The organism is Flavobacterium chungbukense (genome assembly GCF_020805785.1).
Taxonomy (GTDB): Bacteria; Bacteroidota; Bacteroidia; order Flavobacteriales; family Flavobacteriaceae; genus Flavobacterium; species Flavobacterium chungbukense.
This window is the reverse complement of sequence record NZ_JAJGZV010000001.1, coordinates 589,508-602,327: the sequence shown is the minus strand read 5'-3', so window position 1 is coordinate 602,327 and position 12,820 is coordinate 589,508. Positions and strand designations below refer to the sequence as shown.

The window sequence follows — 12,820 nt, the reverse complement described above, 5'->3', positions numbered from 1 at the left end:
TGCTTTAAAAACATTGACTCATTAAGAAATAGTTACTTTTTTTGATATTTTAAGTAATTATAACCAGAAGGCGATTGTTTAATTACAGTCGCCTTTTTATATGATTAAAGTTAAGCAGAAATAATTAATTTCTGAACTCATTCAAAGATTTCTCGATAATCTCTAAACATTCTTTAACTTGATCTTCCGTCATTACCAAAGGCGGCGCTAATCTAATTTTATTTCCGTGAGTTGGTTTTGCCAATAATCCGTTGTCTCTGAATTTTAGACAGATTTCCCAAGCCAAGTCAGAATCTTCATCTGTGTTGATTACGATTGCGTTTAGAAGTCCTTTTCCGCGAACCAGCGTAATTAAGTTATTTTTTTCGGCGATTTTATTTAAACCATCTCTTAAAATAATTCCTAAACGTTCCGCATTTTCAGCCAGTTTTTCATCTTTAATTACTTCAAGAGCTGCAATCGCTACAGCCGCTGCAACAGGATTTCCACCAAAAGTAGATCCGTGTTGTCCTGGTTTAATCACATTCATAATTTCATCATTACACAAAACAGCCGAAACTGGATAAACTCCGCCAGAAATCGCTTTTCCTAAAATTAAAATATCAGGCTGTACATTTTCGTGATGAACAGCTAATAGTTTTCCTGTACGTGCAATTCCGGTCTGAACCTCATCTGCAATAAAAAGTACATTGTGTTTTTCGCAAAGCGCTTTAGCTTTAGCTAAATAACCTTCTGAAGGCACATAAACTCCCGCTTCACCTTGAATTGGTTCAACCAAGAATCCAGCAATATTTTTAGATGAATTTAAAGCATTTTCAAGCGCTTCTAAATTATCATATTCAATTTTAATAAAACCATCAGTAAAAGGTCCGAAGTTTTTACGAGCAGTTTCATCATTTGAAAATGAAATGATTGTAGTGGTTCTTCCGTGAAAATTATTCTCGCAAACAATAACCTGCGCCTGATTTTCTGGAATTCCTTTTACTTCATAAGCCCATTTTCTACAAACTTTAAGCGCTGTTTCAACTGCCTCTGCACCAGTATTCATTGGTAGCACTTTATCAAAACCAAAATATTCGGTTACGTATTCTTCGTAATTTCCTAATTTATCATTGTAAAAAGCACGAGAAGTCAAAGTCAGTTTTTGAGCTTGTTCTACCATTGCACCCACAATTTTTGGATGGCAGTGACCTTGATTTACAGCAGAATAAGCTGATAAAAAGTCATAATATTTTTTACCGTCAACATCCCATACATAAACTCCTTCTCCACGCTCTAAAACTACTGGAAGCGGATGGTAATTATGAGCTCCATATTTATTCTCTTTTTCAATCAAAACTTCTGATTTTGATGAAAGTGCTTTTTCTGTACTAATCATAATCTGCTTTTTATTTTGACAAAAATATTAAAAATAAATTTAATTTTATTCAAAATAAATATTTTGACCTAAAAATAACGATTATTAAGTCAAAAAACACATTTAAAACCTATTAAAAAACATATTTAATTTATTAGAAAGTTTCTTTTATGATTGATTATTAAAAAAAAGAATTACTTTTATAAATCAGCAACAACAGATTTTTAAAGAGTATTATTGAATGGAATTATTAGACGAATTTGATATTAGTATTATTAAGGAATTAGAAAAAGACGGCAGAATGGCTTTTTCTGCGATCGCAGCTAATTTGAAAATATCTAATACCATGGTGCATCAGCGCATTAATAGAATGATTGAACAAGGTGTAATTGGCGGAATTAAGCCTATTATTCAAGAAAAGAAAATTGGTTACGACTGGGCTTCTTTTACTGGAATTACCTTAAACAAAGATTCTGATTCTGATCGAATTATCGAAGCATTAAAACAAATTCCTGAAATCACGGAATGTTATTATGTAACAGGATCTTTTACTTTGTACATTAAAATAATTGCCAAAAATCACGAACATATGCGTCGTATTCTTTATGAAAAAATCGATGGAATTCCAGGAATTGCAAAGACTGATTCGATTGTAGAATTGGGCTGTGCTTTCAAAAGGAATATATCACTATAAATATATTTATTCTTACAATACAATATTCGTTACAAACCTCACAAGAATTTACTTGTGAGGTTTTTTTGTAACATATTATTTCTGATATTTGTTAAAAATTGTCGAATTATGAAAAACACAGCTCTAATTTTATTCAGTGCAATCTTATTTTCCAACCTTATGAACGCACAATTAAAACCTGTAAAATACACTGAAGGCAGCCAGCAATTAAACGGCTTATTTATAAAATCTGCTAAAAAAAGCGCTAACAATCCCGGAATCTTACTTCTGCCAGCATGGCTCGGAATTGATAATGCTTCTAAAGGAATAGCAGAAAATTTATCTAAACTAGGATACCATGTATTTATAGCTGATATTTATGGAGAAGGAAACTATCCTAAAAATACGGGTGAAGCTGGAAAACAAGCTGGTTTTTATAAAACGAATTACGAAGCCTATCAAAAACGTATTGACGCCGCTTTAAAAGAATTGGTAAAATCTGGAGCCAACGCCGATAACATTGTTGCAATTGGATATTGTTTTGGAGGAACAGGAGTTTTAGAAGCTGCCAGAGGTCATTTAAACCTTAAAGGAGTTGCATCGTTTCACGGCGGTTTAGGTAAAGATGCTAGCAGAAAAACTGAAGCTATTTCTACAAAAGTTTTAATTTGCCACGGAGCCGATGATCCGTTTGTTTCTAAAGATGAAATTACTTCTTTTCAGCAAGAAATGCGCGATTCTAAAGCAGACTGGCAAATGATTTATTATGCTAATTCCGTTCACTCGTTTACCAATCCAGAAGCTGGAAGCGATAATTCTAAAGGCGCAGCTTACAATCCTGTTGCAGCTAAAAGATCTTTTGAGCATTTACAGCTTTTCTTAAATGAAGTTCTAAAAAAATAATACCATATAACTCAACCCAACCAAAAACAAATTAATCAACCAGCTCAATGTCACATAGCAAAATTAGAGAAGATAAAACCTGTTTGAACTGCAGGCACGTTGTAGAACAAAAATTCTGTCCAAACTGCGGACAAGAAAACACCGACAGCCGAAAAACTTTTCATCATTTGTTTATTCACTTCTTTGAAGATTTAACACATTATGAAAATGCATTTTGGAAAACAATTCGAAATCTTCTTTTCAAACCTTCGACGCTTACAAAAGAATATCTTTCAGGAAAAAGATTGTCTTATCTGGCTCCTGTTCGTCTTTATATCTTTATAAGTTTCATAACCTTTCTTTTAATTGCATTATTTCCAAGTAATATAACTGAGGATCTAACGAAAAATGACCAGGAAATCACGTCTAATTTTGAAAAAGAACTTAAAAAAGAAAAGGGAAACTGGAAAGAAAAATCATATTTAAAATCGAAAACAGTAGACAAATCCTATTTTCACTTGAAAACAATGAAAGAAATTGATTCCATTCAGAAATATGGAAAGGAAAGTGAAAAGCTTAATACAACAACCTACTGGTTTTATGAAAAAGCCGTTCACGTTACCGAAAAATATACTAAAAGAGAGATAATTGAAAAATTTATCGAATCTTTTTTTCATAATCTTCCGAAAATCCTATTCATTGTAATGCCATTTTTTGCTTTTTTCTTGTGGCTTTTTCATAACAAAAAGAGATGGTACTATTTTGATCATGGTATTTTTACGCTCCATTATTTTTCGTTTCTGCTGCTCATTTTTCTCATCATGTTTATAATTGACAGACTTGTTGGTCTTTTTGGAGAAAATAGCCCGATGTCTTATATTTCCGGAATTACGTCTTTCATTGGAACGATTTGGATGCTGTATTATTTTTTCCCTGCACATCATCGTTTTTATGGCGAATCTAGAATAGTTTCCTTTGCTAAAAGCATTTGTTTATTCATTATAAACTCATTTTTTATTCTTTTTTTACTAACCTTTTACGTTCTTTACACATTTATTAATTTACACTAACTATAGGAATGAAAAAACTACTCCTTTTATTATTAGTTGTTTCTGCGTATTCATGTAAAACTGCGCAGTCAACAGCACCTAAAGACAACTCAGATCCAACAAAATACGTTAATGCGATTTCTGAAAAAGATCTTAAAAAAATGCTTTACAAAATTGCTTCTGACGAAATGGAAGGTCGTGAAACGGGTTCTCCTGGACAGAAAAAAGCGGGTCTTTATATGATTGAACAATACAAAAAAAGTGGCGTATCTTTTCCAAAAGGAGCTTCAGATTATTACCAGCATATTCCTGCAGCATTCTTAAATGCACGAAGAAACGAGAATTTAGCTGACTCTGAAAACATTTGGGCTTTCATCGAAGGTTCTGAAAAACCAGATGAAATCTTAGTTATTTCTGCGCATTATGATCATGTTGGAATTAAAAATGGTGAAGTTTATAATGGAGCTGATGATGACGGATCTGGAACTGTGGCGGTTATCGAAATGGCAAAAGCTTTCGCTAAAGCTAAAAAACAAGGTCATGGCCCAAAACGCTCTATTTTGTTTCTTCACGTAACTGGAGAAGAGCACGGGTTACATGGATCTCGTTTTTATTCTGAAAATCCGTTATTTCCAATTGCCAATACCATTGCCGATATCAACATTGACATGATTGGACGTCGTGATGTTGAACATTCAAAGACAAATAATTATGTATATGTAATTGGCGCAGACAGATTATCATCTGATTTACACAATGCTGTTGTGGCTCAAAATGAGAAATACATCAAAATGGACTTGGATTTTAAATTTAATGCCCCTAAAGATCCTAATCATTTTTATGAGCGTTCTGATCACTACAACTTTGCCAAACATGGTATTCCATCAATCTTCTTCTTCAACGGTGTACACGAAGATTACCACGGAAAAGATGATACTCCAGAAAAAATTGAGTACGATGCTTTAACAAAAAGAACAAAACTGGCCTTCGTTCTTGCTTGGGATTTAGCCAATAGAGAGAATAGACCGGTAGTTGATAAGAAGTAGATTCTTACTATTAGGGACAAAGGTTCAAAGTAACAAAGGGACAAAGTTTATAATCTGTACAAATAAAAAAAGGATGAGTTGTTAACTCATCCTTTTTTTATTGTATTTTAACTCAAAGATAAAAAACTTTGTTACTTTGTTACTTTGTTACTTTAAACCTTTATCCCTTCCTCTAGTCATTCATCGAAATCAAAAACTCTTCATTATTCTTCGTTTTCTTGAAACGATCGTTTACGAAATCCATTGATTCTACTGGGTTCATATCGGATAGATATTTACGCATAATCCACATTCTTTGTAACGTTTTTTCGTCTAATAATAAATCATCGCGACGTGTACTTGATGAAGTAAGATCGATTGCTGGGAAAATACGTTTATTAGCTATCTTACGATCTAATTGAAGTTCCATATTACCTGTTCCTTTAAATTCTTCGAAGATCACTTCGTCCATTTTAGAACCTGTTTCTGTCAATGCAGTTGCGATTATACTTAAAGAACCACCATTTTCTACATTTCTAGCTGCTCCGAAGAAACGTTTTGGTTTTTGTAATGCATTGGCATCAACACCTCCACTTAATACTTTTCCAGAAGCTGGTTGAACTGTGTTGTAAGCTCTAGCTAAACGCGTAATAGAATCTAATAAAATCACAACATCGTGACCACATTCTACTAAACGTTTTGCTTTCTCTAATACTATATTTGCAATTTTTACGTGTTCTTGTGGCTCTCTATCAAAAGTAGAAGCGATAACTTCACCACGAACACTTCTCTGCATATCTGTAACCTCCTCAGGACGTTCGTCAATCAAAAGAACGATCAAATAAACTTCCGGATGATTTGCAGCAATTGCGTTTGCAATATCTTTTAAAAGCATTGTTTTACCCGTTTTTGGCTGCGCAACGATCATTCCACGTTGTCCTTTACCAATTGGAGAAAACAAATCTATAATTCGAGTTGAAACTGAGCTTCCTTTTTCAGCCAATTTAAATTTTTCTGAAGGGAAAACTGGTGTTAAGTGTTCGAAAGAAACTCTATCGCGCACCACTTGTGGATCGTGGCCATTAATTTTTAATACACGAACCAAAGGAAAAAACTTCTCGCCTTCTTTTGGAGGACGAACCACACCTTTTACAGTATCTCCGGTTTTAAGACCGAATAATCTGATTTGTGAAGTTGATAAATAAATATCATCTGGAGAAGCTAAATAATTATAATCTGAAGAACGCAAAAATCCGTAACCATCAGGCATCATTTCAAGAACGCCTTCACTTTCTATAATTCCATCAAATTCGAAATCTGAATCTCTGAAATTATTGCTTTTTTTATTTTTATGATTAGGATTTTGATTGTTATGATTTCCGTTTCCGTTACCATTCCCGTTTTGATTTTGATTCTGATTCGGGTTTTGATTTTGGTTTTGGTTCGGATTTTTATTCTGATTAGGATTAATCTTTTTTACCGGAGCAATTACTGGACTTTTCTCAGCTGTTTCAGCTACTGGCTCAGAAATAATAGTTTCGGATGGTGCTTGTTCTAAAGATGCTGGCTCTGTAACTTGTTCTGCTGGTATTTCTTCTACAGCTACTTTTTCTTTTTTCAACGCCACTTTCTTCTCATATGCCGACTTATTGAATTTTACAATTTTCGGATCCTTTTTTACTGCTGGCGCTTTATTTTCTTGTGCTTCTGTTGTAGGTAACTCTTCTGCAATTGGCTCTGCTGCTTGAGCAGTATCGTTTTTTTGAACGGTTTCCTCTGCTTTATCAAATTCTAAAACGGGTGTATTTTTGGTATTTGCTGCTTTAGTTTTTGCTGGCGCAATTCTAGCTCGTTTTGGTTTTTCTTCTTTAGATTCAGAAACTACAGCTGTCTGAGGAGCTTCTGCAGGTGCAAGAGTACTTTCTTGGTGTGCTAAAATCTGACTAATTAAAGTCTCTTTTTTGACACCATTAATCTTTATTGTTTTAGCTAACTTAGCTATTTCTTGAAGCTCAGCAAGCTTCATTTCTTTTAATGCAGAAATATCAAACATGAATATTCTATGAATTTAATTATTTTAAAGGAAATACTGTAAAAAGAATAGGTAGATAATTAATTTGAATTGACCGCAGTATGAAGTGCTTACGGTATTATGATGCAATAATACGAATAAAATTTAATCATACAATAGTATTTTAAAAAAAGAAAATATATTTTTGTAAAACATTTTTAGACCATGATACAAAGAATTCAGACTGTATATTTAATTCTAGCTTTTGCTGCAACGGGCATTTTAATGCTTTTTGTTCCTTTATGGACAACTGCCGCAGGAAAGCCTTTCTTTTTTATGCAAGACCAACTTTATACTATTTTATTAGGCTTAACAACGATGCTTAGCATTATTAGTATAATTTCATTTAAGAAGAGACAAAATCAGTTTGTGTTAAACAGACTAAACATAATATTAAACTTAATTTTATTAGGATTATTTGTATATCGATCACTAAATTTATCTGGAGAGGCTGAAGTCTCTGAGAAAGGTATTGGGATGTTTATGCCGATTGTTGCTATCGTGTTATTAGTTTTAGCTAATAAGGCCATCAAGAAGGATGAAGATCTTGTAAAATCTGTAGATCGTTTGAGGTAAACCTATAAACTTAATTTATTTGTGCGAAGAAAACCCGGATTTAATTATTCGGGTTTTTTTATGCTCCAAAATAAATTATTGTAAGTATTTTTGTATAATTTTGTATTTTAATTTGTTTTCCAACAAAATGACATCAAAAATAAAAATCCATCTTGCAGATGATCATCAAGTATTGATTGATGGACTTTCTAACTTATTGAAAACTGTTCCAAATTTTGAAGTGGCAGGCAGTTCTCTTGACGGAACTACTGTTTACAATGATGTTATTTCAGATCAGGCTGATGTTTTAATTCTGGATATCAGTATGCCCAAAAAAGACGGAATTGAAACTTTAAAAGAATTTAAAGATAAAAAATCTACCTGTAAAGTAATTATCCTGTCTAGTTATGATGACCTAAAAATCATTAAAGAGGTAATGAAACTTGGTGCAAAAGGCTATTTAACCAAAAACTGCGCAGGTGAGAATATCATTGAAGCTGTTGGAGCTGTTTATGAGGGTCAGGAATATTTCAGTGACGGTGTGAGAAAAAAGATTTTTAATACTTTCAAAGACAATCCAAAATTGAATCAGAATGCGGTAATCGAAAATCCGATTTTGAGTCCGCGTGAGATTGAAATTATCATATTAATTGCTTTAGAATATAGCGGAAAAGAAATTAGCGAAAAACTTTTCATCAGTTCTCATACTGTAGAAACACACCGCAAAAACATTATGAGAAAACTAAACATCAGAAGCACAATTGGGTTAGTAAAATATGCACTTAAAAACAATTTGATTAATTCGTAAAACAGGTCCTATGTTTGGTCTTCATTTTCTGTTATATCTATTTTTTTCTTTTGCTGTCAAAACGACTGATTTATCTCAGCAAGCTGTAAACATAAGTAAAACTGAAACTGCTTTAAACCATCAGAACAATGAAGGAATTCAATTAACAGAAAAAAAAATAGTAAGTCTATCCATTATTCTGATTATCATTATTTTTCTTCTGTTTTATTATATCTACCAAAACAATAAGCTGAAACAAAAAATAAAACGAAAAGATACGAAGCAAAAAATACTTCTCGACATTATCAACTCTAGTATCGATTCTCAAGAAATAGAAAGAAAAAAAATTGCTTCGTTTCTCCACGACAATATCAACTCTTTACTTTCGTCTGCCGGATTGCACTTAAATACTTTTACAGTAAAGAAAGAAATTAAATCGGAAGAAATTATTAAGGCTAAAACGATCTTATCTCAAGCACATGAGCTTTTACGGGACATGTCTCACGATTTAGTCCCTTCACTTTTAGTTCGTTTTGGGCTAATCTATGCTTTGGAAGATTTATGCGAAAAAAACTCCAATTCAGCCATTAGTTTTGAATTTTCAAGTTCTATTCCAACAAACAAAAGATATATTGAAAAATTTGAAATGAAAATTTACTTTATTGTTAGTGAATTATTTAACAACATTATAAAACACAGTAAAGCAAAAAAAGCTAAACTTTCAATAATTGAAAAAAACGCTCAATTGATTTTACGTATTGAAGATGACGGAATTGGCTTTAAAACTCAAAAACCAAAAGATTTAGAAGGTTTTGGCTTAAACCGAATTAGAGCGAGAATCAAAAAATATAAAGGAACTATTTCCATTAACTCAAAAGAAAATACAGGAACTCAGATAAAAATTCAGATTCCGCTGCCACATTAAAATTACTTCGCTCCTATTTCGATAATTTCTAAATCTTTTATTTTATCATCATCAATTACAAATCGGAGCATGGTTCTTACTTTATGAAAACCACTTTTTCCGGCAGCACCCGGATTCATGTGCAATAAATTATTTTTCTTATCAAACATCACTTTCAAAATATGCGAATGTCCGCAGATGAATAATTTCGGTGGGTTCAGCGCTATTTCTTCCCTTACGTTAGGATTATATTTTCCAGGATAACCACCGATATGAGTAATCCAAACTGAAACATTTTCGCATGAAAAACGATTATTCAAAGGAAATTCCATCCTTGCCTTTGCATCGTCTATATTTCCATAAACAGCTCTTAAGGGTTTTAGTTTTTTAATGGCATCTGTAACATTCAAATCTCCAATATCTCCAGCATGCCAAACTTCATCAGCTTGATTGACATATTTTAGAATTGTGTCGTCTATATGACTATGTGTATCAGAAAGAAGAAGGATTTTTGTCATTTTTTTTAGAAAGGCTCAAAGGTTCAGAGAAGCAAAGGTACAAAGGTTTTCTTGTAGAGACGCACCGCAGTGCGTCTTTCGTGTGTTTTTTAAAATTCATTATTTGCCAATTTTCGATCTGGTTTTAGATGCACTGCTGTGCGTCTCTACAGATATACACAAAGAAAAAAACCTCTGCAACTCTGAACCTTTGTTACTTTGTCACAAAAAAAAGAAAAAACTTAGCATCTTAGTATCTTAGAACCTTAGCAACTTTTTTTCGTACCTTTGCAACTCTGAACCTTTGAACCTCTAAAGTGAGATATTTTATTCAATTTGCTTATAACGGAACACATTATCATGGCTGGCAGATACAGCCTAATGCCTCATCAGTACAAGAAACTTTAAATAAGGCTTTTTCGGTTTTATTAAATGAGCAGATAAGTATTATGGGAGCCGGTAGAACCGATACAGGTGTTCACGCTACTGAAATGTTTGGGCATTTTGACACTGAAAAGACTTTGGAAGTTCCTGTTTTGGTTCATAAGCTTAATTCATATTTACCTAAAGATATTGCGATTTTCAATATTATTCCAGTTCACGATGATGCTCATTGTCGATTTGACGCTACAAAAAGGACTTACGAATATCATATCAATACCATAAAAAATCCGTTTTTACAGGAATTGAGCTGGTATGTAAATCAGAAATTAGATTTTGATCTGATGAACGAAGCAGCGCAATTATTATTGAAACACACCGATTTTCAGTGTTTTTCGAAAGTCAATACCGATGTAAATACTTTTGATTGCACGATTTTCGAGGCATTTTGGAAACAAGAAAAAGGAAAGCTGATTTTTACTATTTCGGCAAATCGTTTTTTAAGAAATATGGTTCGGGCAATTGTAGGCACTTTGATTAACATAGGTTTACACAAAATTACGCTGGCAGATTTTGAAGATATTATTGCCAGTAAAAGCAGAGAAAAAGCTGGATTTTCGGTTCCAGCGGATGGTTTATATTTAACCAATATTTATTACGATTATTTATAGCTATAAGCTATAAGTTGTAGGCTTTAAGCGCTCCGCGTTAAGTCTATTGCTTAAAGCCTAAAGCTTAAAGCTTGAAAAAACAAATGAAAGCAAAAGCGTTCGATACAGGATTATTTAAAAGAATTTTAAAATATACAAAGCCTTATAAATGGCGTTACTACGGCGTAATTATTTTTGCCGTTTCGCTCTCTATTTTCGCCGCCCTTCGACCGTATTTACTTAAAGAAACTGTCGATGGCTATATCAAAACTCATGATAAAATGGGACTATTGATGTACATCATCTTAATGGGCGTAGTTTTATTAATGGAAGTTTTCTCTCAGTTTTATTTTGTGTATTGGGCGAACTGGCTTGGGCAAGATATTGTAAAAGACATTCGAACCAAACTTTTTAAGCACATTCTAAGTTTTAGAATGAAGTATTTTGATCTGGTTCCTGTAGGGCAATTGGTAACACGTGCCGTTTCTGATATCGAATCGATTGCCCGCATTTTCAGTCAAGGTTTGTTTATGATTATAAGCGATTTGATGAAAATGGTGGTGGTCTTAATTTTTATGTTTTACATGAACTGGAAACTAACTTGGATTGTTGTTATTGCAATGCCAATTCTGGTTTACATAACAAGAATTTTTCAGCGTAAAATGCAGGTTGCTTTTGAGGAAGTACGAACGCAGATTGCCAACATGAACTCTTTTGTACAAGAACGCGTGACGGGAATGAAAATCGTACAGCTTTTTAATCGTGAAAAAATCGAAGCTGAAAACTTTAAAGACATCAATAATAAACATCGAGTTGCTTGGATAAAAACGATTTTATACAACTCCATCTTTTTCCCGATTGCCGATATTATTTCGTCTATAACTTTAGGTCTGGTTGTCGTTTATGGTGGATTTAGAATTTTAAACGGAGATCATTTTACGACTTTTGGAGATTTATTCTCTTACACCATGTTTATCGGAATGCTATTTAATCCGCTGAGACAAATTGCGGATAAATTTAACGAGATGCAATTAGGAATGATTGCTGCCAATCGTGTTTTTGATATTATTGATACACAAGATCACATCCAAGACACAGGAACCATTGAAGCACCTGTTTTTAACGGAAGTATCGAATTCAAAGGCGTTCGTTTCAGTTATATCCCAGAAGAAGAAGTCATAAAAGGAATTGATCTATCGGTTTCAGCTGGACAAACTATTGCTATTGTAGGTTCTACTGGTGCTGGAAAATCCACTATTATAAATCTTTTGAATCGCTTTTACGAAATTAACGGCGGGACAATTTCTATTGACGGAGAAAATATCGAAAACTATACATTAGCATCTTTAAGAAAACAGATTGCTGTAGTTTTACAAGATGTATTCTTGTTTGCTGATACAATTTACAATAACATTACTTTGCATAATCCAGAAATTACGAGAGAAAGAGTTATTGACGCAGCGAAGAAAATTGGCGTTCATGATTTCATTATGAATCTCCCAAATAATTACGATTTTGATGTAAAAGAACGAGGCGTAATGCTTTCGTCTGGACAGCGTCAATTGATTGCCTTTTTACGTTCCTATGTAAGTAATCCAAGTATTTTGATTTTGGATGAAGCGACTTCTTCGATAGATACGTATTCTGAAGAAATGATTCAGCGCGCGACTGAGACGATTACAAAAGGAAGAACTTCTATTATTATTGCGCACAGACTAGCAACAATTGTAAATGCCGATAAAATTGTCGTGATGGATAAAGGTTTAATTGTGGAACAAGGAACGCATCAGGAATTGTTGCAAAAAACTGATGGCTACTATAAAAATTTATATGACTCTCAATTTTCAGTAGCTAATTAGTTCTTAAAACTTAAGTTGATCAATAAAATAATGCTAATTTAATCTAAAATTCACGTTTAGTTCAAAATTAAAAAACTGCATATTTCATAATTTGTGATTTAAAATCCGACTAAAAACTGTCAAAATGATT

12 protein-coding genes are annotated in these 12,820 nt (G+C 33.0%); 9 read left to right on the top strand and 3 right to left on the bottom strand.

The window, feature by feature from the left end; translation table 11 throughout:
• Nucleotides 1-124: 124 nt before the first annotated feature.
• Nucleotides 125-1,378: an ornithine--oxo-acid transaminase gene (gene rocD, locus LL966_RS02585; protein ID WP_229349902.1), complete on the bottom strand. Its 1,254-nt coding sequence runs from the start codon at nucleotides 1,376-1,378 to the stop codon at nucleotides 125-127.
• Between the two features lie 220 nt (nucleotides 1,379-1,598).
• On the opposite strand from rocD, the gene LL966_RS02580 reads away from it, so the two are divergent.
• From LL966_RS02580 to LL966_RS02565, 4 genes are all read left to right on the top strand, one after another.
• Nucleotides 1,599-2,051, top strand: a complete 453-nt coding sequence (locus tag LL966_RS02580; protein ID WP_229349900.1) for an Lrp/AsnC family transcriptional regulator — start codon at nucleotides 1,599-1,601, stop codon at nucleotides 2,049-2,051.
• A 108-nt stretch (nucleotides 2,052-2,159) separates the two neighbouring features.
• Entirely contained in the window at nucleotides 2,160-2,933 is a 774-nt protein-coding gene (locus tag LL966_RS02575) for a dienelactone hydrolase family protein (protein WP_229349898.1), read from the top strand.
• Between the two features lie 47 nt (nucleotides 2,934-2,980).
• Entirely contained in the window at nucleotides 2,981-3,982 is a 1,002-nt protein-coding gene (locus LL966_RS02570; protein WP_229349896.1) for a DUF3667 domain-containing protein, read from the top strand.
• An 8-nt stretch (nucleotides 3,983-3,990) separates the two neighbouring features.
• On the top strand, nucleotides 3,991-5,007 hold the full coding sequence (locus LL966_RS02565) for a M28 family peptidase (RefSeq protein WP_229349895.1): 1,017 nt from the start codon (nucleotides 3,991-3,993) through the stop codon (nucleotides 5,005-5,007).
• 172 nt (nucleotides 5,008-5,179) lie between these two features.
• Here LL966_RS02565 and rho read toward each other — a convergent pair whose 3' ends face one another.
• A complete protein-coding gene (gene rho / locus LL966_RS02560; protein ID WP_229349893.1) occupies nucleotides 5,180-7,039 on the bottom strand; it encodes a transcription termination factor Rho in 1,860 nt (619 codons plus the stop codon).
• A gap of 183 nt (nucleotides 7,040-7,222) precedes the next feature.
• Between rho and LL966_RS02555 the strand changes: the two genes are divergently transcribed.
• The 3 genes from LL966_RS02555 (at nucleotide 7,223) to LL966_RS02545 (ending at nucleotide 9,324) form a co-directional block, all read left to right on the top strand.
• The gene (locus tag LL966_RS02555) at nucleotides 7,223-7,633 is read left to right on the top strand and encodes a DUF4293 domain-containing protein (protein ID WP_229349891.1); all 411 of its coding nucleotides are present in this window, start codon (nucleotides 7,223-7,225) and stop codon (nucleotides 7,631-7,633) included.
• Between the two features lie 127 nt (nucleotides 7,634-7,760).
• Nucleotides 7,761-8,420, top strand: coding sequence for a response regulator transcription factor (locus LL966_RS02550; RefSeq protein ID WP_229349889.1), 660 nt, complete (start codon nucleotides 7,761-7,763; stop codon nucleotides 8,418-8,420).
• A gap of 10 nt (nucleotides 8,421-8,430) precedes the next feature.
• A complete protein-coding gene (locus LL966_RS02545) occupies nucleotides 8,431-9,324 on the top strand; it encodes a sensor histidine kinase (protein ID WP_229349887.1) in 894 nt (297 codons plus the stop codon).
• Between the two features lie 2 nt (nucleotides 9,325-9,326).
• Here the strand turns inward: LL966_RS02545 and LL966_RS02540 are convergent, their stop codons facing one another.
• Nucleotides 9,327-9,821, bottom strand: a complete 495-nt coding sequence (locus tag LL966_RS02540; protein WP_229349885.1) for a metallophosphoesterase family protein — start codon at nucleotides 9,819-9,821, stop codon at nucleotides 9,327-9,329.
• A gap of 296 nt (nucleotides 9,822-10,117) precedes the next feature.
• Between LL966_RS02540 and truA the strand changes: the two genes are divergently transcribed.
• Together truA and LL966_RS02530 are read left to right on the top strand one after the other, a co-directional pair.
• Nucleotides 10,118-10,852, top strand: coding sequence for a tRNA pseudouridine(38-40) synthase TruA (gene truA, locus LL966_RS02535; RefSeq protein WP_229349882.1), 735 nt, complete (start codon nucleotides 10,118-10,120; stop codon nucleotides 10,850-10,852).
• Between the two features lie 83 nt (nucleotides 10,853-10,935).
• Complete coding sequence (locus LL966_RS02530) at nucleotides 10,936-12,690, top strand: ABC transporter ATP-binding protein (protein ID WP_229349880.1); 1,755 nt, start codon at nucleotides 10,936-10,938, stop codon at nucleotides 12,688-12,690.
• Nucleotides 12,691-12,820: the final 130 nt, after the last annotated feature.

What these genes read in the sequence shown, in the direction of transcription:
- rocD (WP_229349902.1), bottom strand. Translation starts at nt 1,378, where the DNA reads ATGATTAGTACAGAAAAAGCACTTTCATCAAAATCAGAAGTTTTGATT.
- LL966_RS02580 (WP_229349900.1), top strand. Translation starts at nt 1,599, where the DNA reads ATGGAATTATTAGACGAATTTGATATTAGTATTATTAAGGAATTAGAA.
- LL966_RS02575 (WP_229349898.1), top strand. Translation starts at nt 2,160, where the DNA reads ATGAAAAACACAGCTCTAATTTTATTCAGTGCAATCTTATTTTCCAAC.
- LL966_RS02570 (WP_229349896.1), top strand. Translation starts at nt 2,981, where the DNA reads ATGTCACATAGCAAAATTAGAGAAGATAAAACCTGTTTGAACTGCAGG.
- LL966_RS02565 (WP_229349895.1), top strand. Translation starts at nt 3,991, where the DNA reads ATGAAAAAACTACTCCTTTTATTATTAGTTGTTTCTGCGTATTCATGT.
- rho (WP_229349893.1), bottom strand. Translation starts at nt 7,039, where the DNA reads ATGTTTGATATTTCTGCATTAAAAGAAATGAAGCTTGCTGAGCTTCAA.
- LL966_RS02555 (WP_229349891.1), top strand. Translation starts at nt 7,223, where the DNA reads ATGATACAAAGAATTCAGACTGTATATTTAATTCTAGCTTTTGCTGCA.
- LL966_RS02550 (WP_229349889.1), top strand. Translation starts at nt 7,761, where the DNA reads ATGACATCAAAAATAAAAATCCATCTTGCAGATGATCATCAAGTATTG.
- LL966_RS02545 (WP_229349887.1), top strand. Translation starts at nt 8,431, where the DNA reads ATGTTTGGTCTTCATTTTCTGTTATATCTATTTTTTTCTTTTGCTGTC.
- LL966_RS02540 (WP_229349885.1), bottom strand. Translation starts at nt 9,821, where the DNA reads ATGACAAAAATCCTTCTTCTTTCTGATACACATAGTCATATAGACGAC.
- LL966_RS02530 (WP_229349880.1), top strand. Translation starts at nt 10,936, where the DNA reads ATGAAAGCAAAAGCGTTCGATACAGGATTATTTAAAAGAATTTTAAAA.